This is a genomic window from Paenibacillus sp. UMB7766-LJ446 (assembly GCF_030226665.1).
GTDB classification, from domain to species: Bacteria; Bacillota; Bacilli; order Paenibacillales; family Paenibacillaceae; genus Paenibacillus; species Paenibacillus vandeheii.
On record NZ_JASOYM010000004.1, the window covers coordinates 520,404 to 542,571 of the forward strand.

Consider the following 22,168-nt stretch of genomic DNA (forward strand, 5'->3'; position numbering starts at 1 on the left):
CAAGATGCCTTTCTGAATAAACTTTTTTCTGAACGACATACTACTTCAAAAGAGGTGGTAAAATTTGCAGCGATTCCATGAAAAAGATCTTCACGATATAGAAAAGCAGCTCTCTGAACATTTCAAAAAGAGCTCGGATTTCTTAAGCAAGAACGTGGTTATCGCCGATCAGGAATTCAGAGCGTATTACATGGAGAGCCTTGTCGATTTTCCAACCACATTGTCAGCAATGAACCAGGCAGCGAGTAGCGATGAGAACGGATCATTTCAAAATATGTTCAGTCCATTTGAAGAAGAGGCCTCCATGTCAATGGATGAGATATCCGACCATATTTTGCATGGAAAGCTTGTTCTGTTCAGCACAGAAGGAATGGCAGCTGTCATGGAACCGGAGCATACTGACATTTCGCGATCTGTCAGTGCACCGGAGAGCGAGAATCCACTTCAATCGGCGTACGATGCTTTTACAGAAGATATTAATAAAAATATCGGTTTGCTGCGGAAAAAGATGATCTCCGATGATTTGGTTATTGAACGACGAGAAACAGGAACCCGGTCTACCAAGAAAATTGCCATGGTATACCTGGAGGGTGTTGCTCAAGCCAAGGTCATTGCGTCTATCCGGGATAAGCTGGATCAAAATAAGGACAAGGAATTGACTACGGTAAGGGACCTGATGAGTATATTGGGGCATCCGAAATTCTCATTAACACCAACGTACGTCTCTTCGGAGTTGCCAGGAGAGATGGTACAGAATTTGATGAACGGAAAAGTGGTCATATTGATTGACCAGTTTTCGTTTGCTTTTGCTTTCCCGGTGATCATAACGGATTTGTGGTCAACAACGCTGGACGTTAACTATCCATATCTGTTTCAAGTGTTTTTACGAACTATCCGGGCGATTGGTGCACTTTTGGCTGTCACGCTTCCAGGTCTATATATTGTGCTGAATTCGGTGAATCCGGAATTGCTGCGAATACAACTCGCCATAACGGTAGCCAAGAGCAGAGAAGGGGTTCCGTATCCTTCGTTGATCGAAATGCTCCTGGTTATGCTGCTGCTGGAGATGATTATTGAGGCTACGATTCGACTTCCCAAAAACATTGGTCCGACGATAACGATGATTGGCGGTATTCTGTTAGGACAAGCGATTGTTCAGGCTAAACTCGTCAGTAATCTATTGATTATTATCCTTGTTGCCTCTGCGATTGCTAATTTTGTGCTGGCAGGTTACATGAATACGACAGGTATACGAATGTATAAATACATTGTCATGCTCATCAGTTCCTTTTTTGGGATATGGGGTCTTGAGGCGGCAATGATTTGGATTATACTGTATTTTGCCTCGTTGAGCACTTGCTCCGTTCCTTACTTAAGTTTAAGTGTGAAAGGAAAAGCTTCAGATGAATAAAGCTCAGATTTTGACTCTGTTTGTTCTGCTTCATCTCGCTTCGATCTTTGCTATCTTCCCCGAACGCATCATCTCTGCGACTACAAAAGGGCACTGGATTCCCATAACAATCCTTTTTCTGGCTGAGCTGCTGGTTCTGTGGCTCTACTTAAAAGCGTTGTCCCAGTTCCCAGGAAAAACAGTGGTCGACATCTGTAATGAGTCATTGGGCAAATGGGGAACGAGGCTAATCGTTCTGCCTTTGCTCATCTTTCTATATATCGAGTTGTTTTTGCTTATGTATTTCCAGTCAGGTGAGATTAAAGCTGTACTTCTACAAAGAACACCGCCAGCAGCGACAGGGGCTCTGTTCATCTTGGTTTGTTTCTATGCTGTTTGGAAAGGACTTCATATAATCATCCGAGCGAGCATCGGTTTGTGTATCCTTTTGATGCCATTCATTTTTTTCTCCATGATGATTAGCATCCAGAATTTCAGAATCAGCTACATATTTCCGATTTGGGATAGCGAAATGTCGTTTTTCTCCAATTCGGATTTCTATGTATGCACGGTTATTTCAGCCGGGTTTTTATTCCTGGGCATGATTCCCTCCAAGAAACGCATTAGCTTTGGTAAAGCTGCTGCTGCGGTCGGCATTATATTTGTGTTTGCCTTGGGGTCTGTATATGTTCCACTGCTTGTATTCGGGCAGGAAACGGTAGTGCACTTGCAGTATCCGATGCTTATGGCATCAGATACCATTGATTTGGAGTGGGTTGTATTTGATTGGCTCCCCAGCTTTTATGTGGTGGCCTCAAGTGCGCTGGGCGTGTTGAAGGTTTCGGTTTTACTCTGGATTCTGGTCTCCCTGGTGCAACAGCTGTTTATGCCCAAGATCAACAGATTATGGATTATTTCCCTGGCGTGCGTCTCCTTGTACCTGGTTAGTCTGTGGATACCGGATATGAACGCATTGAATACATATCTGTATCTGAATTCTTACTTTTGCGTTTACAGCGTGATCGGTTTTCCGATCATTGTATTCCTGGCGGCGCAATGGCGGCGAAAGAAGGTGGGTACATGAACATGCGTATTGCAAGCACATTAATTGTAACCCTAGCTATGCTCTTGTTGCTTCCGGGATGTTGGGATACAAAGGATATTAACAAACAATATCTGCCAGTTGTCATGGGTGTGGGTAAAGGCGCTACCGAAAAATACAAGATCATTCTCCAAATACCGGATGCATCAGGAAAAACCCAAATTATTGAAAAAGAGGCAAAATCCATTAGTAAAGCCATCGATTTGATGCGAACCGATTCTGAAAAAAGCATTGAATTGGTACATCTGAGGTTGCTATTAATCGACAAACAGGTCGCAGAGCAGGGGATTGAGAACATCATCAATTTTGCGGTGAGAGCAAACGACATATCGATTAAGGGCTTGGTAGGGGTAATTGATGGTGATTTTGAGAAGACGATGTATCATCAGATCTCACCAACACCTGAAATTTCTTCCTACGACTTTTTTAGCCAAGAAGCCGGATGGACACCCAATCAATCGATCGTCCGAATATGGGAAGCCTATCAAAACCAAAACTCATACACGGAAGATATGGCCATCCCAATGCTCAAAAACGGCGAGCGAACCTTGTTTACCTTTAGGGGCACAGCCGTCATGCGGGAGGACCGTATGGTAGGAACGCTGAGTAAGGAAGAGACGCTTTTGTTTAATTTGTTCAAAGGGAAATATACAGGGGGAACCATTGAAGTGGCACAGAACACAAGTGTTCTTATTCAGGATGCGCATATCAAACATCAGACCCGGTGGTCGGAGAAAGGCCCGTCAATTCAGACCAATGTTGTTCTCGATGTAGAAATTACGGAAAGTCCTGAAGGAAAAGGCAATGGCGTAATTGAAAAAGAAATGCAGGAGCAGCTGAGCCAGCAGTTCAATAAAACCGTGAGAAAGATTCAATCCTTCAAATCGGATGTATTGGGCATAGGAATGATATTCCGTCCCCAACTTTCGGAGGAAAGGTTAAAGGAATGGAAGACCAAATGGTTTCCGATGCTGGAGCAGAAGATTACCGCCCGTGTGAACGTTCTGAACGAGATCTATTTTAAAGAAAGTGGCAACAATAATGAAAATCAGGGACAAATGATAAAGAAATAACCCTAACACCACAAGGTCGCCAATTTTGGCGGCTTCTTTATGTTTGTATCCGGTGATGCAGCATCGAATGGATTTGTTCTGCAGGGTCATGGAATTAAGGAGTCTGAGATCTGGGATAGCTTAGTAAAATAACATATCGCCGTTCTTACGAGTATAAGGATTGGTTAGAGGGGATAATTGTTAATTAGAGAAAATCACTCCCAATGTATAGCTGTAAAGGAGCGGGAACATGTCTTTCTTTAGAACACTATCGGTACGGGCAAGAGAAGACGAGTTGATGGACGATTTTTCCATGGGTGGAGAAGAATTGAGCGAAGCGCTCAAACATTTGAGACGGCTGAACAAAATATTTGCTGCTCCCGGTCCAACCCGTGCAGGGGTGGAGAAGTTATGGAGAGCGATTGGCAGTCCAACTACGCTAACCCTTCTTGATGTGGGAGCAGGTTCAGGTGATGTAAACCAGAAGTTATTGCATTGGGCAGACCAAAAGGGAATTAAGCTTGAGATTACTCTGGTCGATCTGACTGAGGAGGCATGTGAGGAAGCAAGAAACCTCTTCCGGAATGAACCCAGAATCAAGGTTCGGCGTGTCGATGTCAGGGAATTGCCGGATGCCTCAGCAGATATCGTGACTGGCTCGCAATTTGTCCATCATTTCGAGGGAAAGCAACTGGTTGATATGGTCTCGCATATGCTGCGCGCCTCCAAATATGGCGTTGTCATTAACGATATCCATCGGCATCCTGTATCCTATGCGGCCGTCTGGATTACCACTCGAATGATCTCACGCAATCGGTATATTCGTCATGATGGACCACTGTCTGTTGCAAAAGGCTTCACGGGAAGGGATTGGCGGGATTTGAAACAGCAGTTGAATCATGACACGATGACTTATGAATGGAAGCCTTTATTCCGCTATTCCGTTGTGATTCCCCATCATGGGACGTTAGCATAGCTCGTGACAACAATAGGTTGTTATCATAATGGACAATGAAAGGCGGGTGTTTTAGGTGTCTAAACCAATCGATGCCATAGTCATCGGAGCGGGAATTGCTGGCAGTACATTTGCGTTGCAGCTTGCCCGGCAAGGGCATCGGATACTGCTGCTGGATCGGCAGGAGTTTCCACGTCACAAAACCTGCGGTGAATTTATGTCGCCTGAAACAACGGAGATGCTGAATTATCTGGGTATCCATCTTGGCGAACAAGAGTTAAAACCAAGCACCATGGATCATGCCAAGATCATTATGCCTCAAGGCGGAGAAATCGAAGCAACTTTGCCGGGATTGGCCTATGGCATCAGCCGATATGAGCTGGATCGGATTTTACACGAGAAGGCCGCAGCCGCAGGCGTTGAAATTGTTACGAGAGCAACGATAACCAACATTCAGCGGTTTGATGATGATAGCTATGAAGTTGAAGTCAAACAAGGAAATGACGACCAGATTCAATATAGAGCAAGAACCGTTATCGGAGCCCATGGCTCGAAGAAGCCGCGCAGGATGACCTCGCCAGTCGAGCTGCGGGATAAAACAGCATATGTTGGCGTCAAATCGCACTTTCAGGGAATCACCATTCCGTCACGGGTAGAGTTGTATTTTTGCAAGGGAGGGTACGTCGGCATTTCGCCAATTGAGGATGGGATTGCCAATGTAGCTGCATTGCTGACACTCGATACGGTGCGGGGGAGCGGCAAGTCTGTGAAGGATATTTTGCAGGCGGCATCCTTGACCAACGAAAGATTGGCAGTGAGGCTTGCCGAGGGAAGCCCGGTCCAAGGGACACAGGTCTCGATTGCCCCACTCCATCTATCCAATGTTCCTGAACCCTGGTCCCAATATCCTCATATTGGTGATGCCATGCTGATGATACCTCCCCTGTGTGGTGATGGAATGTCCATTGCCCTTCGCTCCGCGCTGCTGTGTGCTGAATGGACTGACAAGTATCTTCAAGGGAAGATTAGCTTCGAGCAGTGGCAGCACGAATATTCGAAGGAAGCCAATCGCGAATTCACACGCCTGCTCCGGAGGGCACGGGGAATCCAGAAGCTGGCCTTTGCCAAGGCGAACAAATTCTATCCCGGTTTAGTCCGGATGGTCCCAGGATTGGCAACTTATTTGGTGAAGGCAACACGGTTATCGGAGATTAATCTGATCCATCGATAATACATGGAAGGAATGTGAATTCCATAGGAAAAGGGGCGGCGTATGTCGGCCTCTTTTTGTTGTTCTCTGTTAATTTTGAAGAGACCGTTTAGAAATCTGCCAAATACTCGTATAATAGAATCTAATTGTGGTTATTGAGACAACATTCAGATTTGAATTCGGGAGGATTATTCTAAGATGAACTATTCATTTTCCAACCGGATTGCTGCATTGCAGCCATCCATTATTCGTGAGATCCTGAAGGCTTCTTCGGGTCAAAATGTAATTCCTTTTTCTGCGGGTAATCCCGCTCCGGAAACTTTCCCTATTGAGGCGATTCGGACATTCACCCAATCGATTTTGGAACAGGACCCGGTAACAGCACTGCAATATGGAATTACCGAAGGTTATGCCCCGCTGCGGGATACATTGACTACACACCTGAGTTCAGGCTTTGACACGGGCAAAGCGTCGGATGAACTGTTCATCGTATCTGGAGCACAGCAGGGAATTGAACTTGCTTGTAAAGTATTCTGTAATGAAGGGGATACAATTATCTGTGAAAGCCCAAGCTTTATCGGTTCATTGAACTCTTTCCGGGCTTCAGGGGCAAAGCTTGTTGGTGTTCCGATGGAGACAGACGGTATGGATATCGGGAAGCTGGAGCATGCTCTGCAAACCGAGCAGAATGTAAAGCTGATCTATGTGATTCCGAGTTTTCAAAACCCCACAGGTATTACCACAAGCCTGGAGAAGCGCAAAGCGATCTATGATCTTGCTAAGAAATATGGTGTCATGATCCTGGAAGATAACCCGTACGGAGAACTTCGGTTTCAAGGAGAAGATGTAGCGACGATCAAATCGATGGATGATGAAGGTCTTGTTATTTACGTAGGCTCTTTCTCCAAGATTCTGTCTGCTGGTCTGCGTGTTGGTTATGTTCTGGCTCCTTCCGAGGTTGTTCAGAAGATGGTTGTTGCCAAACAGGGAGAGGATGTACATACAGCCATGCTGCCGCAAATTCTGGCATACAAGTTCATGACTGAGTATAACTATGCAGAGCATATCAGCAGCATCCGTGCGATTTATCGCAGGAAGTCTGCCTTGATGATTGACAAACTGCAGGAACATGTGGGCGAGTCGATCACCTTTACTCATCCGGATGGGGGGCTGTTCCTCTGGTGCGATCTGCCGGCTCATATCCCGATGCTGGATTATGCCAAAACAGCTGCTGCAGAAGGTGTGGCGGTCGTTCCGGGTACTGCTTTCCTCGTTGATGAGAACGAACCTTGTAATGCGATCAGACTTAATTTCTCAACACCTTCTGATGAGCAGATTGTGAAGGGCATCGAAATTTTGGGACAGGTTCTGCACAAATTCTAATAGGAGGCATATTTCATGAATCAACGTTTTCGTATCACTCGATCCATGCAAGAAAATAACGCAGAGCAATCCATCTCCTTGGAAGAATGCAAACAGTATTTTTCATCCAAGCCCGACTTTGCCTACTCAACCGTCCTTACCGTCCAAGGACCTGAGAGCGTCATGTCCATCGATGGGGATTTCTTCATGTGGAAGTACGAGGACCTGCAGATTCCATTTCGTCTGTATATGGGAGATCTGTATGTTGCCATTGTCAATGAAGCTGTCGTTCCGCAAATGATTGAGGTTGCAACGGATTTACGAGCCGATGTGGTTGAAGGGTAAGCTGAGTCGTGGAATGAAATGAAATGCAAAATGCATTCGTCTAATTGTAACCATATAAGTGTCGGAGAAGTCGCCAATCTGGCGGCTTTTTGCCGTGAACCTATTCATTAATATGCTTATTGAAATATTCAATCGATAGGGGAATTGACGCTCAGGACCTGTTCGTGATAATTTATATAAATCACAAAAGCCTATAAATCCAATGAGGGAGAGGGGTTTTACGCAATGTCGTCAATCGTGCTTGCTGCCGCTGAAGATATACGAAGCAAGGATTCGGAACTTTTAATCAAGGAGCTAAGCGAAGAACTGGGATTGTTATATGGCGGCGATGGGACGGCGGGATTTCAGCCATCTGACGTGGAGACACCTCGAGCGGCCTTTATTGTTGCGCGTTTGGATGGATATCCAGTAGGCTGCGGAGCCATCAGACCCCTTGATGATACTTCCGTGGAGGTTAAGCGCATGTACACACGTTCGGATTTCCGTCGCAAAGGTGTGGCTCAGGCCATTCTGACGGAAGCGGAGCGTCTTGCGCTCGAATTCGGGTACACCAATCTGAAGCTGCAGACTGGCCCGAAACAGCCTGAGGCTGCGGCCCTTTATGAAAGAGTTGGGTACTATCGGATACCGATTTTTCACGGGGACTGGGATCAGGTACTTGCCTATCAAAAAGATCTGGTGCTAAGTGCAACCCACGGAAACGAGCATTCCTCATTGAACGCATAGATAATATCCTTGTATAACAAACGAACCGAAATCTCTTGTCAATTATCAGAGATTCCGGTTCGTTTTTTTAGTGTGTAGAAAGTCTGTTGAGTCCAGAATATTTAAATCTTTACTCTTTTATAACGGAGGCATTTACAGCGTTTTCCATCTGATTGCTGTAGGTACGGAATAATCCAAGGCGCCAGAAGGCAGCTCCCTTGAGATCATAACGCTTGGCAAGACCCAGTTTATCATCTATGGAAGAGGAGGTTTCACTATTTAAGCTTATCCCGAGCAAAAGCTTTTGCTTGGAGACGCCAGCATCTAACGCAAGCTGAATGGCCTGATCCACAAGACTGTTCGGCTCAGGGACCTGCGATTTGGTACCAACAGGATTATATTGGTATGCCATAATGATAATGTCGTCTGCCAACGAAGCGAGCGTTTTGTAATCATAACCTTTATACGCACTATTTAGTGGGGGGACGGCCAAGGATAGAGCGATGTCTTTAGGCAAGGATTCCTTCAATTGCTTGACGTAATTGTTAAGCAGCTTCTGTTGCTCTACAGCCTCCAGCTTGAAACCCAGTCCTTCAAAATCAAGAACAACGCCGCCAAAACCATTTTCAGCTATTGCAGCCGTTATACCCTCAATGGACTTCTGACGCATGCTGCTATCACTCAGCACCTTGGTCAGTTCTCCATTTCCATCCAAAGCATACACCATGAGATACGGTCTAATGCTCTGATTTGCTGTATTAGCAACGATGGATTGAGGTGTAACGTCGCCGTCAGCAGCAGGGAGTTGATACTCCTTACCCTGAAGCGTAAATTGACCTTCACGATCGATGCGACTCCAACCAAAAGCGATGGAGTTCATGGATGACACCAAATCGATTTCCTTATAGGATTGCAGCGCATAGAAAGCTCTCAAATGCATTTCTCGTTGAGGTGAAACCAGGGAAACGGTACGAGTTGACTGGTTCCAGCTCACATCAACACCGAACTGACTACTGAACGAACTGAGTGGAATGAGCACACGGCCTTCCCGCTGAACCGGTGGTGCTGCAAGCTTGACTTTTTCTCCATTGACGGTTGCTGTGGTGCTTCCCACTTGAAGCAGGACCTCCGTCGCCTGGCCTTTCACATTTCCATTCGCTTTTACGGTTTGCGTCTTGCTGTTCCATGTAATGCTGATTCCTAGGGCTTCGCCAACTGTTCGGAACGGAACATAGGTAACGCCTTTGTCGATCCGAGGTTCTGCATCGAATTTCAACGGAACGTCATCCAGCATGACCGAAATGGCGGGTGCAGCATAGGCATCATGAAGGCTTGGAGTGGTGCCAAGCAAGGATAGGGCAAGGATAGTGGCAGCAGCTGTCTTTCCTATTCGTGTATGTAACATGTTATGCGTTCCTCCAACTCTTCAAATATAGTAGAATTGCAGTTCATCTGAACGGAAATCTATCACGAAATAGTATAGCAAAATTTTCATAGAATTCCAATTATAAGAGCTGTTGTGCGTTCGAAAAGGAACTTTAGTTTTTCAAGGCTGGAGTTATAGCGAATGATATTATGAAGAGTAATAATTACCTGGTTGTATTAATTTTGGTTAGTAGGAGGAGGCTGTTTATGTCACCCAGAAACCTTTTGAAGGATCAACAGGACCTATGAGCAATTGGCTGATTTGATGCAACAATGGTTTGAAGAGTATGGCTGCGACGGATTTAACATCATGCCGCCCATTCTGCCGGGAGATTTAAATGAATTTGTTGAGCATGTGATTCCGATCCTTCAAGCACGGGGGCTCTTCCGAACAGAGTATACGGGCAGCACGCTTCGTGACCATCTTGGGCTGGAGCGTCCCGGCATAAGCCATTTTCAAAAAGAGAACACGGTAGATAAGAGCTCCGTAACAATATGAACAAATCAAATTATTTGCGGGAGAGTGCCCCATCGTTGAGGTGCGAGCCTTAGCCATACCGGTTCAAAAGTAAAAGTAAAGAAGTCGCCTATGGGCGGCTTTTTTTGATTTAGGACGATATATGTTTTTGTTTCCAAATAAAAAAAATTCATTGTTTTAAAACTTTTTTAGACTTTCCGCTGTCTAACATGCGAAACAACATTCAAAGTAAGCTTTACTAAAAATGCGGCAATAATCAAACTATACAGTCGCAACGGGGGTGGACAAACTGAGCAAGGTGAGTACAGCACTAACTGAACAGCAGTTCAGTGAACGTCTGGAGGCATGTAAAGAAAAGCTTTATCGCTTCGCGTTCTCTTATGTAAAAAATGAACAAGAAGCATTGGAAATTATATCCGAGGCATCTTATAAAGGTTTTCTATCTTATGAAAAAGTGAACAGTCCAGATCATTTTGAAACCTGGATGACCCGGATCGTCATCAACTGTTCCCTTGACCACATCAGACGGAAGAAGAAGTACACGTATATGGAAGACAGTACAATACCTTTTGCGGCACAGGAGAGCTCCATGGGGCTTGAAGAGCAATGGGATCTATACGAAGCACTTGATCACCTGCATCCTGAAGACAAGGCATTTATCGTTCTGAAATTTTTCCAAGATCAGCGATTCAAGGATATGGCGGAGATACTGTCCCTGCCGGAAAGCACGGTGAAGACCAGGTTTTATAAGATCTTGAACAAACTCAAAAAACATCTAACCAAGGAAGAGGTTGATTTCACATGACAGGGAAAGAACGATATGAACAGATAGAGATTCCATCCGGCCTTTCCGGAGTAATTCAGCAAGCTCGCCAGCGGGCACGAAACCAGAAGCGAAGAAAAATGGTAATCTGGCGTAGTTCCTCCCTGGTGGCTGCTTGTGCTGCGGTAATGATAACAGCTAACGTACCCGGTGTAGCTAAGGCATTATCCGATGTACCTGTTATCGGTTCTGTCGTCAAGATTCTGCAAGTTGGTGGTGGAGGGGAGCGCACAGATGGTGTTTCGGTTACAACGACCAAAGAATCGGATACACTAAACATTAATTTTCAGATCGATGGTGAACAGATCGCTTCTGCTCCATCCTACACTGTGGATCACAAAGAAGGGCCGAATCGTCTGATCTTCACTTTCAATGGTGTACGTCATCTGGATTATGACAAGCTGGAGAAGGATATCAAAGCACTTAAGAATGTAAAAGATGTCTATCAAAATATCATTTTGGATGATTCCGCGATTGGCTTTGTGGTTGAACTCAAGGATGGTGTGGATTATTCCGTGTCAGAGTATCAGCAACCTGGATATATTCAGTTGAAGCTTTCTTCCAACGGGAAGTCAACGCAAGCGCATGAACTTTTCTTCGTGCGGAGTGAAGACATGGAGCAGGGCGAAGCTCTGGCCATGCTGGCTGAACAGTATTCTGCAGATGGCAGCAGCGTTGTGCAAACCCAAAATGGAAAATTCACCGTCGTCATTGGTGCCTTCGACAATCAAGCAGATGCAGAGAAACAGTTGAAAGAATTTACTGGCCAGGAGGACTATAGTGGACCCCTGCATGTCGACTGCTGGATGAGTAATGAAAATCCCGAATAATGAAAGAAGCCTGCCCTAACGCAGGCTTCTTCATTTTAGACTTTATTATCAGAAGTCCATTTCCGTTGTCTTTTACGAGTCGCCCTATTGGCGGCTTTTTTTATTGTAACTATGAGATGTGGGGAAGTGCAAATCTGTAATCTTACATCGTTGTCAGTTTTGTGTAAGTTTGATCGATAGGAGCTGAAGTGGCCTTAATATACACTTAAATCAATTCAACGCACTACATTCACAGCTTTAGGAGGCCAAACAATGAAAAGTGCATATGCGGATCTATTGAAAATAGTAATTAAAAATAAACGATTTATTCGGTTGAGGAGATCCTTCGGATGTACCGAGATACTTGGGCTGAAATAGATTTAACGCAAATTCGTAAGAATGTCATACAGATCCGCAAATTTTTACCCCGTTCGACCAAATTAATGGCAGTTGTTAAAGCAAATGCATACGGGCATGGAGATATCGAGACAGCCAAAGAAGCAGTAGAGGCAGGCGCGGATTATTTAGCGTGTGCATTCATTGAAGAAGCCATCCGCATTAGAACTGCCGGCTTAAAACAACCGATTCTCATTTTGACTCCGATTCGTCCCGAACTTGTACCTCTGGCTCTAGAACACGAGTTGATGCTTACCATTACACAAGCGTCATGGTTTCATGAGATGAGAAAATACAAGCCTATTCATACCCCACATAAGTTATCTGTGCATGTGAAAATGGATACTGGACTTGGGCGAATAGGTATACGCACGCAAGAAGAGTGGCTTGAAATGGTTCCTTGGCTCAGAGCACCAGATGTAGTAGTCGACGGGTTCTATACCCACTTCGCGACTGCAGGTGAGGCAGAGAACCGTTATCTACAGCTTCAGATTCAACGCTTCCTGGAAATGAAAGAATGGAGCAGTATGTCACGGATTCCAATCAATCATTATCACTGTGCGGGAAGTGTAGCAGCACTTCGATTCCCGGAATTGTGTATGGATATGGCTCGAATAGGAGCTGCAATCTATGGCTTTTATCCGGAAAAACTAGTGCCTAACATCCAACTAAAGCCGGCATTCAGTATGCACAGTAGATTATTACAAACGAAAAAATTAAAAAAAGGCGAATATGTGGGCTACAACAATGCTTATCAAACAGACTCAGATCAATGGATCGGAACAGTGCCTATCGGCTATGCCGATGGATGGTCGCAGAGAATGCAAAATTCGGAGGTGTTAGTGGAGGGGTATCGTGCAGAAATTATAGGGAAAATCTCCATGGATCAATTGATGGTCAAGCTTCCCATGTATTTTCCGGAAGGATCAAAGGTGACCTTCATTGGCTATTCAGGTGAGCAGGAAATTCCGATTCAGGAACTGGCCAATCATATCGGTGGTGTCTCTCAAGAAATATCGAGTTCCATCACGGACAGAGTATTACGAATTTATAAAGAAGGTGGGGAGTTTCATCATGAAATCACGGGAAGTCGTACAAAAACATATTGAAATCAGCGTAAGTAACGAAGAATTATTTCAAGGGCACTTAGTGTTAATAAATGATCAAAACCCAATCAGAAGGCAAGTACAAGTCCATCAACTAGAGTCATTGGATTCTTTACCTTCAATAAAGAAGTTAAATAACGAGATGCTTCTGGAGAAACAGTGTTTCAAACAATTTCATGCTCTGCTTAATTAGCCTTGCCTGACTATAGTGAACACCAAACGGGGTTGGCTATCGATGTGGGTAAATTGAAATCGAATATCGATTTTATTGCTCCTTCCTTTCCGGATACGGGCATTTACAAGTCCTTCAGACAACATGCCATACAATTCGGTTTTATCCTTCGATATAAACAAGAAAAAGAATCAATCACTCGTATTGCTTATGAGCCATGGCATTTTAGATATGTAGGATATCCCCATTCCAAAATCATGGAAGAGAACAATCTATGTTTAGAGGAGTACATCGATTTTGTACAGCAATATCGGTACTCTGGAGAGCAGCTTACGATTAAAGAAAAGGATATGACAATCCAGATATATTATGTTCCCGCGGATAAAGGGACATCTAACCCTATCCCGATCTTGAGTTGTGATTCTTATCGGATATCAGGAACGAATCGTGAAGGATTCATTGTTACGACATTCTCTAAAAATTAAGTTATAGCAATAAGGATTATTTAGACATATCACATTTTAGGAGGCTTTTACGATGCAGAAGAAGTCGATTGCGGTATTGTTTGGCGGATGTTCAGGTGAGTATAACGTATCTTTGAGCTCGGCCGCTTCAGTGATTGAAAATTTGGATACCGAAAAATACAATCTTGTGTTAATTGGAATTACACAGCAAGGTTCTTGGCTCAGATATAGTGGAACGGTTGAGGATATTCGCAATGATCGATGGCATTTGCATCCGAGTTGTATCCCATCCTTTTTCTCGCCGAGTAGAGAAGTCAGAGGACTCATTGAGCTTGTGCATATGGAATATCATGTAACACCGATTGATGTTGTGTTTCCAGTGCTTCACGGCAAATACGGTGAGGATGGAACCTTGCAAGGATTATTGGAACTGTCGGGTATACCGTTTGTTGGATGTGGCATGTTATCCTCTGCGTTATGTATGGACAAGGAACTGGCTCATAAACTGGTGCAGGCAGCAGGCATAGATACGCCGTGTTCCCTTACAATACATAGGAGTGAACGGATGGAAGAAGTGTTATCAGCAATAGAAGCACTGGGCTTCCCACTCTTTGTTAAACCGGCTAGATCAGGATCGTCATTAGGCATATCGAAGGTGAACAACATGCAAGAGTTGATTACCGGAATAGAACACGCCTTCATACACGACAGCAAAGTAGTCATTGAGCAAAATATTAACGGTTTTGAAGTGGGTTGTGCTGTATTGGGCAATTCTGATCCCATAATCGGCATGATCGATGAGATTGAACTACAGGGGCACTTTTTTGACTTCTCGGAAAAGTACTCCTTGATCAGTTCGAAGATTCACTTGCCAGCCCGCATTGATGAGGACACTGCAATGAAGGTTAAAGAGAGCGCTCTGACTATTTATAAAACGCTTGGATGCAGAGGGTTTGCCCGAGTAGATATGTTCCTGACCGCTGACGGAAGAATTGTGTTCAATGAAGTCAACACGATACCTGGTTTCACATCGAATTCCCGCTATCCCAACATGCTCCAAGCTAGCGGCATGACTTATGCAAATATTCTTAACCAGCTCATCGAGCTCGCCATTGATGAGAACTGAGAGCGGTTGAAGGGAACATAAAACTGAAAAAGAAAAATTTGATTACCCATTGTGTAATAATACACAATGGGTAATAATATTATTATGAAGGAATGAAGACATAATCTATTGTTAGAGAAGGGTAGGCTCATCTATGATGAATAAACCAAGCTTGCGTGATATCAAAAGAGAGGCAACCACAAAAGCGCTGGCCGGCGCAGCGTTTGAACTTGCGGTTGAGCGAGGACTGGATGGATTCATTATTGATGATCTCGTACAAAGGGCCGGCTACTCCAGAAAAACGTTCGCAAACCACTTCTCCTGTAAAGAGGAAGCGATAGCCATGGCAGCTATTCTTACTACAGATAACCATGAGGATCAGCCAATAAATGAGGTTATGCAAGAAAACATACTCCCGCTTGATGCCTTATATCTCTTAATAAAGAGATCACTCACCGCAGAGTATGTTTCTAAAATGCGTCAGCTCGTAGCGTTATCCAAACAGTATCCAACGCTTGACCCATATCTCCTCAGCGTTCTTTCTCGTTTGCAAGCTACGGCTCAGGAAACATTAACCGATCTATCTCAGGGACGGTATCCCCAAGGATACGCTCATCTTCTCTCTGGTGCTGTATATGGAGCTGTTCTGGCTATATTCGACGGAAGTATTAGCGTGCTACTTCCAGGCCAATCCACAAACGATTTTCCTGGGGAAATGACGTTGGATCAATATTTGGACGACATGTTCAGCTACTTGCGGACCGGTTTCTAGACGTTTTGAATTAACTCCTGGAAGGATGGAAAAATGATGAAAGTTACAACGAAAATGATTGATAAGCAATTAAGAATAAAAGGCAAACTTATTGATTTGTTAATGAAATCTTCCCATGAAGAAAAATGGCTTGCATCGATGAGGAAAATAAAAAAAAGATCGGATGCGTCAGCGGGAAAAGACATCGAGGGATTACAATGCAGTGAAGAGTGGATACCGCGCAAAAGTGGTGGATCCAAAATACGCATTCGGATCTATAAACCTCTGCATCCCACAGGAAATGCGCCCGGGGTTCTTTGGATACATGGTGGAGGATATGCCATGGGAAACCCCGAGCAATTCGGGGAAACCTACAAAAAATTAATTGACGCAAGTCATTGTGTAGTCGTTGCCCCTGATTATCAATTATCCATTGACGCTCCTTATCCAGCAGCTTTGGATGACTGTTATGACACACTTTTATGGATGAAAAGCCATGCAAAAGAACTTGGAATCAGAGAGGATCAGCTCATGGTAGGCGGAGAAAGCGCTGGAGGAGGTTTAACCGCTGCAATTACTCTTTACGCCAGAGATCAGGGAGAAGTGAACATTGCATTCCAAATGCCACTGTATCCAATGATCGACGACAGAATGATTACGGAATCCGCAAAGGACAATAATGCTCCTATATGGAACTCTAATTATAATCATTGGGCTTGGAAATTGTATCTTGGGAAATTGGCAGGGAAGGATGTACCTCCGTATGCAGCTGCTGCCAGAGCTACCGACTATAGTAATCTCCCTCCGACGGTAACTTTTGTTGGTGATTTGGAACCGTTTCGAGATGAAACCATCCAGTATGTCGAAAATTTAAGAAAAGCAGGTGTTCCTGTCGATTTCGAACTCTACAAAGGCTGCTTCCATGGCTTTGATATCATTCAACCCCATGCAGAAGTAAGCAAAAAGGCCATTTCAGCTTTTATTCATTCATTTAAATATGCAGTAGATCATTATTTTGCTGAGCAGACAGCGAAAAGATGATATTAAAAGGCGGACATTCCATAGCATAGGAATGTCCGCCTTTTATAAACGAATTCTTGAATTCTTTATCTATTTAACTTAAACCGTTGTTGCAACGTGCTTTTCACGGGCAATCTTGGTTGCATCAACCATGTTGCGCAAGGAAGCAACAGTTTCTTCGAGGCCACGTGTTTTGAGACCGCAATCCGGATTAATCCAGAACAGTTTAGGGTCCAATACACGCAAGGCGCGTTCGATCATGCTCGTCATTTCATCTACACTTGGAACACGTGGGCTGTGGATATCGTATACGCCAAGTCCAATGCCCAGTTTATAAGTATTCAACTCAAAACTATGAATGAGTTCCCCGTGACTGCGGGATGTTTCGATCGAAATAACATCGGCATCCATCGCTTCGATGGAATCAATCATGTCATGGAATTCGCAATAGCACATATGCGTGTGGATTTGAGTTGTATCTTGAACCGTGCAAGTGGAAATGCGGAATGCTTTGACCGCCCATGCCAGATAATCGGCTTGCTCCGATTCCTTCAGTGGCAATCCTTCGCGAACCGCAGGCTCGTCGACCTGGATCATGCCAATACCTGCTTGCTCCAGTGCTTCAACTTCTTGTCTCAGTGCGTACGCCAATTGATAAGCAATGTGCTCGCGTGGGATGTCCTCACGTACAAACGACCAGTTCATGATGGTAATTGGTCCAGTGAGCATTCCTTTTACAGGACGCTGTGTCTGGGACTGTGCATATTTGGTTTCTTCTACGGTCATTTCCCCCGTAAATGCTACGTCTCCAAAGATAATTGGTGGTTTGACACAACGGGAACCGTATGATTGTACCCATCCGTATTGGGTGAAGGCGAATCCTGCAAGTTTTTCGCCAAAGAATTCTACCATGTCGGTACGCTCAAACTCACCATGTACGAGAACATCAATCTCGATCTCTTCCTGAATCTTGATCCAGATATCAATTTGATCCCGGATAAAGGCAGCATATTGCTCATTGTTCAACTCACCCTTACGCCACAATTGACGTGCTTTACGTACTTCAGCGGATTGTGGGAAGCTGCCAATGGTTGTTGTCGGGAAAAGTGGCAATTTCCATTTTTCCTGCTGCGCGATATGACGTTCGGCAAACGGACGGGAGCGTTCCGGCTGTTGAACGCTGAGTGATGCCACGGCCTCTTGAACAGCAACACGATTACGCTCTTCGGACTGCTGGAGAGCCTGAATCGTACGATCGGAATTTTCAATCTCAGCGATAATTTCAGTGCTTCTTGAAGACAATGCTTTCGTCAACAGAACAATCTCGTCCAACTTTTCGTCTGCAAATGCGAGAGCATTCTTAAGTTCAGATGTGAGCTTAGTTTCACGCGCTGTCGTTACCGGAACATGAAGCAAGCTGCATGAGGATTGAACGAATAAGCGTTCAGGTGTCACGAGTTCAGCCAGTTCATCCAACAGCTTCAGTTTTCCTGGTAATGAGGCTTTCCAGATCCCGCGCCCGTCAATAACCCCAGCACCCAAAACTTTATCCGCTGGGAAACCTAACGCCTGAATGGATTGAATGTTGCCCGTCGCCCCGTGGACAAAATCAAGTCCGATACCTTGAACTGGTAATGCAACAATGTCACTATAGTTTTCTACAGATTCAAAATAGGTTTGCAGCATAATGTTTAGACTTGGTACAGCAGCTGCAAACGTCTCATAAATTCGGTTCAGCAACTGCAGGTCAGCATCACTTGTTTTAGTAACAAGGATTGGCTCGTCAATCTGTACCCACTGAACGCCTTCATTTGCAAGCTCCTGAAGCACTTGTACATAGAGTGGAAGCAGGCGGTCCAGCCAAACGTTCGTTTCGGATTTATCGTATCCTTTGGACAGCTTCAGGAAAGTCAACGGTCCGACAAGAACCGGTTTGCCTTCAATACCGAGCTTCTCTTTGGCTTCACGATAAGCAATAAGAGGCTTATTCTCCGTAAGTGCAGGGGAGGCTCCGTCCAGTTCAGGAACGATATAGTGATAGTTGGTGTTAAACCATTTTGTCATTTCACTTGCTGCTGCATCCTTCGTTCCCCGGGCAATTCCGTAGTAGACAGACAAAGGCACAGCGCCACCATCATATGCAAACCGTTTTGGTACAATCCCGAACATAACGGCTGTATCTAGAATGTGATCGTAATAACTGAAATCATTGACAGGAATAAGATCGATTCCTTTTTCTTGTTGCTTGCGCAAGTGATCTAAGCGGATTTCCTGTAATCGTGCTTGAAACTCTGTTTCTTCCAGCTTGCCTGACCAGAATGCCTCCAAAGCTTTCTTCCATTCCCGATCGGCACCAATTCGTGGATATCCCAATACACTGCTTCTCACCATTAAGTAAAACTCCTCTACAATATGTTACCAAAAAGTTATCACATATCTGGGGTTATAAAGTAATTCCATTAAGTTATATCTAGCTATAGCCTATAACTATACCAAAGTTGCGTGAGAACATTGATAATGGCAAGCATGCATAAAGATACTATAGAAACTTTGCAAATAAACCGTCCAGACGGTATAGTTAACTAGAGTGAATTACTTTACGTATACGTTAGGAGGAATGCATGCATGGGTGCGTATTTTTTATTGGGTTTGGCGATCGTATCTGAAGTTTTTGGAAGTTCCATGATGAAGTTATCCAATGGGTTCCAAAAGAAACTTCCGATAATAGGGCTAATTTTGGGCATGAGCACAGCGTTCTTTTGTCTTTCTCTAGCTTTAAAAATCATTCCGCTAGGGACCGCTTATGCAACGTGGTCGGGTGTGGGAACTGCTCTTACGGCACTCGTTGGAATTGTATTTTATAAAGAGAGCGTGAACATCAGAAAAATCTCAGCTTTAATTTTAATCATTGCTGGGGTCGTGATTATGAAATTGGCTCATAGCTGAGTAAGAGTGGAGGATGAACAATGAAAGGTTATTTTGCACTTGGCATTGCCATTATAACTGAAGTTTTCGGTACTACCATGCTAAAATTGTCGGAAGGATTCACGAATCTGCTTCCTTCGATCGGACTTGTTGTTGGAATGTCGTTGTCATTTTATTTTTTGACGATGTGTTTGAAAACCATTCCTTTGAGCACCGCATACGCCATATGGGCAGGTGCAGGAACAGCATTAACCGCCTTGCTTGGCGTCATTTTATGGAACGATCCTTTTAACATTCTGTCGGGAATTGGACTCATTTTGGTCATTGGGGGAGTAGTGCTTTTAAACTTATCCAAAAGTCCCGTCAAATCATCAAACGCAAGTCAGTCATAAATAAACGTATATGAAGGAGGTTATCTTTTGAGAAGTAATTCAAGACGTCATGAGCTTTTGGCATCAGCATCATATATTGTCGAACATCTGGGCATGGAAAAATTAACGTTGGAAGCTGTAGCTAAACATGCGGGAGTAAGTAAGGGGGGATTGCTTCATCATTTTCCGAATAAAGAGGCAATCGTTACTGCCATGATCGAGGAATTTGGGGATACGTTTTTCTCGGAACTACAGCAAAAATCAAGCGAAAGCATAGATGAAGCCGGGAAATGGAGCAGGGCTTATATCGAAACGACCTTCCATGACTCCAAAACGACGGCAGCCTTGTGTACAGCGCTTTTGGCCGTGTTATTCTCGAAGCCGGAATTACTTGCAGCATACAATAAAAAAAATAACATTCTTCAAGAAGATATTTTAAATGATGGCATTGATCCCGTGAATGCTGCTATTATCAAATTAGCCACAGATGGGCTATGGTTTTCAGAGATTTTTGGAGTCGGAATTTTGGATCAGGATATTCGAAATCAAGTAGAAGAAAGACTAATGAAGATGTCTTTCGAAGCGAAATGACAATGCCTGCATCAACTCCTTTTTTCATATCTGAAGACCGAGAACGTAGCTATATGAATTGCAATTCTTTTAATCAGTATATGACCATTCACGGCAGTAAGCGCAGTGTTGAACTAATGACCTTTGGTGGAGGTCATACCCAGAGCGATGCATTGGTCTATATTCCGAAAGACAAAATTGCCATAATGGGGGATCTGGTGCTATCCAAACATCATCCAGTTCTGATGTATGCCAATCCACAGCAATGGCTGGAGATTTTGGACAAAGTCGAACAGCTGAATATAGAAACAATCGTACCAGGCCACGGCGAAGTGTGTTCGTTGACTGAACTGCATGAAGTCAAAGCTTACATAACCGATCTATTGGAAATCGTGACTGCTGCTGTTCGAAGCAACCAAAGCCTTGATGAGATATCTGTGCCAGCAGCCTACCAGCATTGGTCTTTTACCACGTATTTTAAATCGAATTTGCAAGCCATTCAGGAATGGCTCACTAAACGTGGTAAAAACTGATCCTGACTTACAGGTTATTGAACAGAGATACGTATCCTCTTTTTTAAGAAGTCGCCATTTCAGGCGACTTTATTTTTTGGTTAAGATTCAATGCAATATCAACTGTTTTTTTAACTCCATTAGAAGGGACAGGTTCATTTGATGCATAATAAGGATACTTAGAGAATTGTTGAACTGGAAAATGAGGAAAGGATGATTTGATGGGTGTACCTACTTTTCTTGAAACAGGTCATATGACGGAAGGTTTTCCAATCCGCGTAATTCATACCGGGAAACAGTTTAACTTTGCTGCACACTGGCATGAAGAGGTTGAATTGGTAGTGGTCCATGGCAAAAGCGCAAAAATCGGCGTAAATAGCCATATCTTTGACCTCGAACATGGAGACGTACTGCTTATTAAGCCGGGGGACGTTCACTGCTTCTTGCCAGGTACAGATCATTTAACCATTATATTGTTTCGGCTGGAATTGTTAACAGGAAGCTTCACAACGGAAAGAGAAACCCAGGAACTGGGAGAGCTTTTCAACAAAACCACGATCATCCCATGCAAGCTTTCCACGGAGAAAAATCTGGACAAATATATAGGTGCAATAGCGAATGAAGAGAAGGATCAACAGGTGGGGTATCGCTGGTTAATGGTTGCCCGATTATATGATCTCATCGTTCATATGTTACGTACAAAGGAACCCATTACAGAACAATTCACTTCAGGATGGCCCTGCACCCCTTCAAAAAAGTTTGAATTTCTGGAATCCGTCTGCGAATATCTGGAGGAGCATTATGCAGAACCCGTCAAGCTGGACCAGGTCGCGGAGCACATTAAATTCAGCAAGTTTCACGTATGTAAACTGTTTAAAGAGGTCAAGGGAATCACGCTGATGGAATATCTCAATCATTTTCGAATTATCAAATCGGAATGGGCGTTATTGTTTCGTGAAGAATCCATTCTGGATATTGCCATTGGTCATGGATTTAACAATGTGAACTCTTACAATCGTCTTTTCAAAAAATATAATGATTGTACTCCGTCCGAATTTCGGAAAAAGCATCGTACGAATAACACAACATATGAAGGATGATTCACAATATTTGAGGAGAA

The 22,168-nt window shown here is 44.0% G+C and carries 21 protein-coding genes and 2 pseudogenes; 21 read left to right on the forward strand and 2 right to left on the reverse strand.

All coding sequences use genetic code 11. From position 1 onward, the window contains the following. The first annotated feature begins 64 nt into the window (after positions 1–64). The 8 genes from QP794_RS13320 (at position 65) to QP794_RS13355 (ending at position 8,142) form a co-directional block, all read left to right on the forward strand. Complete coding sequence (locus QP794_RS13320; protein WP_285077184.1) at positions 65–1,411, forward strand: spore germination protein; 1,347 nt, start codon at positions 65–67, stop codon at positions 1,409–1,411. After that, positions 1,404–2,474: a GerAB/ArcD/ProY family transporter gene (locus QP794_RS13325; RefSeq protein ID WP_285077186.1), complete on the forward strand. Its 1,071-nt coding sequence runs from the start codon at positions 1,404–1,406 to the stop codon at positions 2,472–2,474. The genes QP794_RS13320 and QP794_RS13325 overlap by 8 nt, the downstream gene beginning before the upstream one ends. Further along, a complete protein-coding gene (locus QP794_RS13330; protein ID WP_285077188.1) occupies positions 2,471–3,565 on the forward strand; it encodes a Ger(x)C family spore germination protein in 1,095 nt (364 codons plus the stop codon). Before QP794_RS13325 ends, QP794_RS13330 begins: the two co-directional genes overlap by 4 nt. 229 nt (positions 3,566–3,794) lie before the next feature. Further along, positions 3,795–4,520: a methyltransferase domain-containing protein gene (locus tag QP794_RS13335; RefSeq protein ID WP_285077190.1), complete on the forward strand. Its 726-nt coding sequence runs from the start codon at positions 3,795–3,797 to the stop codon at positions 4,518–4,520. A 55-nt stretch (positions 4,521–4,575) separates the two neighbouring features. Next, positions 4,576–5,730, forward strand: coding sequence for an NAD(P)/FAD-dependent oxidoreductase (locus QP794_RS13340; protein WP_285077191.1), 1,155 nt, complete (start codon positions 4,576–4,578; stop codon positions 5,728–5,730). A gap of 177 nt (positions 5,731–5,907) precedes the next feature. Beyond that, positions 5,908–7,092 carry an aminotransferase-like domain-containing protein gene (locus tag QP794_RS13345; RefSeq protein ID WP_285077193.1) on the forward strand — a complete coding sequence of 395 codons (1,185 nt, stop codon included), beginning with the start codon at positions 5,908–5,910 and terminating at the stop codon, positions 7,090–7,092. A gap of 15 nt (positions 7,093–7,107) precedes the next feature. Further along, entirely contained in the window at positions 7,108–7,416 is a 309-nt protein-coding gene (locus QP794_RS13350) for a hypothetical protein (protein ID WP_285077195.1), read from the forward strand. 225 nt (positions 7,417–7,641) lie between these two features. Next, positions 7,642–8,142 carry a GNAT family N-acetyltransferase gene (locus tag QP794_RS13355; RefSeq protein WP_285077197.1) on the forward strand — a complete coding sequence of 167 codons (501 nt, stop codon included), beginning with the start codon at positions 7,642–7,644 and terminating at the stop codon, positions 8,140–8,142. 109 nt (positions 8,143–8,251) lie between these two features. Here QP794_RS13355 and QP794_RS13360 read toward each other — a convergent pair whose 3' ends face one another. Further along, positions 8,252–9,526, reverse strand: a complete 1,275-nt coding sequence (locus tag QP794_RS13360) for a stalk domain-containing protein (protein WP_285077199.1) — start codon at positions 9,524–9,526, stop codon at positions 8,252–8,254. 261 nt (positions 9,527–9,787) lie between these two features. On the opposite strand from QP794_RS13360, the pseudogene QP794_RS13365 reads away from it, so the two are divergent. The 8 genes and pseudogenes from QP794_RS13365 to QP794_RS13400 all read left to right on the forward strand — a co-directional run. After that, a pseudogene (locus QP794_RS13365) lies at positions 9,788–10,045 on the forward strand (nitrilotriacetate monooxygenase); the annotation flags it as partial. A gap of 259 nt (positions 10,046–10,304) precedes the next feature. Then, entirely contained in the window at positions 10,305–10,829 is a 525-nt protein-coding gene (locus QP794_RS13370) for a sigma-70 family RNA polymerase sigma factor (protein ID WP_350338865.1), read from the forward strand. Next, on the forward strand, positions 10,826–11,677 hold the full coding sequence (locus tag QP794_RS13375; protein WP_285077201.1) for an SPOR domain-containing protein: 852 nt from the start codon (positions 10,826–10,828) through the stop codon (positions 11,675–11,677). Before QP794_RS13370 ends, QP794_RS13375 begins: the two co-directional genes overlap by 4 nt. Before the next feature lie 329 nt (positions 11,678–12,006). Further along, positions 12,007–13,161, forward strand: a complete 1,155-nt coding sequence (gene alr, locus QP794_RS13380) for an alanine racemase (protein ID WP_285077203.1) — start codon at positions 12,007–12,009, stop codon at positions 13,159–13,161. A 234-nt stretch (positions 13,162–13,395) separates the two neighbouring features. Continuing rightward, positions 13,396–13,627: pseudogene (locus tag QP794_RS33325) on the forward strand (D-alanyl-D-alanine carboxypeptidase family protein); the annotation flags it as partial. A 240-nt stretch (positions 13,628–13,867) separates the two neighbouring features. Continuing rightward, positions 13,868–14,920 carry a D-alanine--D-serine ligase VanG gene (gene vanG, locus QP794_RS13390; RefSeq protein ID WP_285077206.1) on the forward strand — a complete coding sequence of 351 codons (1,053 nt, stop codon included), beginning with the start codon at positions 13,868–13,870 and terminating at the stop codon, positions 14,918–14,920. A 133-nt stretch (positions 14,921–15,053) separates the two neighbouring features. Beyond that, positions 15,054–15,671 carry a TetR/AcrR family transcriptional regulator gene (locus tag QP794_RS13395; protein WP_285077208.1) on the forward strand — a complete coding sequence of 206 codons (618 nt, stop codon included), beginning with the start codon at positions 15,054–15,056 and terminating at the stop codon, positions 15,669–15,671. Between the two features lie 33 nt (positions 15,672–15,704). After that, positions 15,705–16,691: an alpha/beta hydrolase gene (locus tag QP794_RS13400; RefSeq protein ID WP_285077210.1), complete on the forward strand. Its 987-nt coding sequence runs from the start codon at positions 15,705–15,707 to the stop codon at positions 16,689–16,691. A gap of 78 nt (positions 16,692–16,769) precedes the next feature. On the opposite strand, the gene metE is transcribed toward QP794_RS13400, so the two are convergent. Further along, positions 16,770–19,061 (reverse strand): 5-methyltetrahydropteroyltriglutamate--homocysteine S-methyltransferase, encoded by a 2,292-nt coding sequence (gene metE, locus QP794_RS13405; protein WP_285077212.1) that lies wholly within the window; start codon positions 19,059–19,061, stop codon positions 16,770–16,772. 234 nt (positions 19,062–19,295) lie between these two features. On the opposite strand from metE, the gene QP794_RS13410 reads away from it, so the two are divergent. From QP794_RS13410 to QP794_RS13430, 5 genes are all read left to right on the forward strand, one after another. Next, positions 19,296–19,616, forward strand: a complete 321-nt coding sequence (locus QP794_RS13410) for a DMT family transporter (protein WP_285077213.1) — start codon at positions 19,296–19,298, stop codon at positions 19,614–19,616. A 20-nt stretch (positions 19,617–19,636) separates the two neighbouring features. Continuing rightward, a complete protein-coding gene (locus QP794_RS13415; RefSeq protein WP_285077215.1) occupies positions 19,637–19,987 on the forward strand; it encodes a DMT family transporter in 351 nt (116 codons plus the stop codon). Positions 19,988–20,014: 27 nt separating this feature from the next. Then, the gene (locus tag QP794_RS13420) at positions 20,015–20,557 is read left to right on the forward strand and encodes a TetR/AcrR family transcriptional regulator (RefSeq protein ID WP_285077217.1); all 543 of its coding nucleotides are present in this window, start codon (positions 20,015–20,017) and stop codon (positions 20,555–20,557) included. An 80-nt stretch (positions 20,558–20,637) separates the two neighbouring features. Further along, positions 20,638–21,069: an MBL fold metallo-hydrolase gene (locus QP794_RS13425; RefSeq protein WP_285077219.1), complete on the forward strand. Its 432-nt coding sequence runs from the start codon at positions 20,638–20,640 to the stop codon at positions 21,067–21,069. A gap of 200 nt (positions 21,070–21,269) precedes the next feature. Next, positions 21,270–22,148, forward strand: coding sequence for an AraC family transcriptional regulator (locus tag QP794_RS13430; protein ID WP_285077221.1), 879 nt, complete (start codon positions 21,270–21,272; stop codon positions 22,146–22,148). The last annotated feature ends 20 nt before the right edge of the window (positions 22,149–22,168 follow it).

Bases quoted from the DNA above. Each gene is read 5' to 3' on its own strand.
- QP794_RS13325 (WP_285077186.1), top strand. From the start codon at position 1,404: ATGAATAAAGCTCAGATTTTGACTCTGTTTGTTCTGCTTCATCTCGCT.
- QP794_RS13330 (WP_285077188.1), top strand. From the start codon at position 2,471: ATGAACATGCGTATTGCAAGCACATTAATTGTAACCCTAGCTATGCTC.
- QP794_RS13335 (WP_285077190.1), top strand. From the start codon at position 3,795: ATGTCTTTCTTTAGAACACTATCGGTACGGGCAAGAGAAGACGAGTTG.
- QP794_RS13345 (WP_285077193.1), top strand. From the start codon at position 5,908: ATGAACTATTCATTTTCCAACCGGATTGCTGCATTGCAGCCATCCATT.
- QP794_RS13350 (WP_285077195.1), top strand. From the start codon at position 7,108: ATGAATCAACGTTTTCGTATCACTCGATCCATGCAAGAAAATAACGCA.
- QP794_RS13355 (WP_285077197.1), top strand. From the start codon at position 7,642: ATGTCGTCAATCGTGCTTGCTGCCGCTGAAGATATACGAAGCAAGGAT.
- QP794_RS13360 (WP_285077199.1), bottom strand. From the start codon at position 9,526: ATGTTACATACACGAATAGGAAAGACAGCTGCTGCCACTATCCTTGCC.
- QP794_RS13375 (WP_285077201.1), top strand. From the start codon at position 10,826: ATGACAGGGAAAGAACGATATGAACAGATAGAGATTCCATCCGGCCTT.
- alr (WP_285077203.1), top strand. From the start codon at position 12,007: ATGTACCGAGATACTTGGGCTGAAATAGATTTAACGCAAATTCGTAAG.
- vanG (WP_285077206.1), top strand. From the start codon at position 13,868: ATGCAGAAGAAGTCGATTGCGGTATTGTTTGGCGGATGTTCAGGTGAG.
- QP794_RS13395 (WP_285077208.1), top strand. From the start codon at position 15,054: ATGATGAATAAACCAAGCTTGCGTGATATCAAAAGAGAGGCAACCACA.
- QP794_RS13400 (WP_285077210.1), top strand. From the start codon at position 15,705: ATGATGAAAGTTACAACGAAAATGATTGATAAGCAATTAAGAATAAAA.
- metE (WP_285077212.1), bottom strand. From the start codon at position 19,061: ATGGTGAGAAGCAGTGTATTGGGATATCCACGAATTGGTGCCGATCGG.
- QP794_RS13410 (WP_285077213.1), top strand. From the start codon at position 19,296: ATGGGTGCGTATTTTTTATTGGGTTTGGCGATCGTATCTGAAGTTTTT.
- QP794_RS13415 (WP_285077215.1), top strand. From the start codon at position 19,637: ATGAAAGGTTATTTTGCACTTGGCATTGCCATTATAACTGAAGTTTTC.
- QP794_RS13425 (WP_285077219.1), top strand. From the start codon at position 20,638: ATGACCATTCACGGCAGTAAGCGCAGTGTTGAACTAATGACCTTTGGT.
- QP794_RS13430 (WP_285077221.1), top strand. From the start codon at position 21,270: ATGGGTGTACCTACTTTTCTTGAAACAGGTCATATGACGGAAGGTTTT.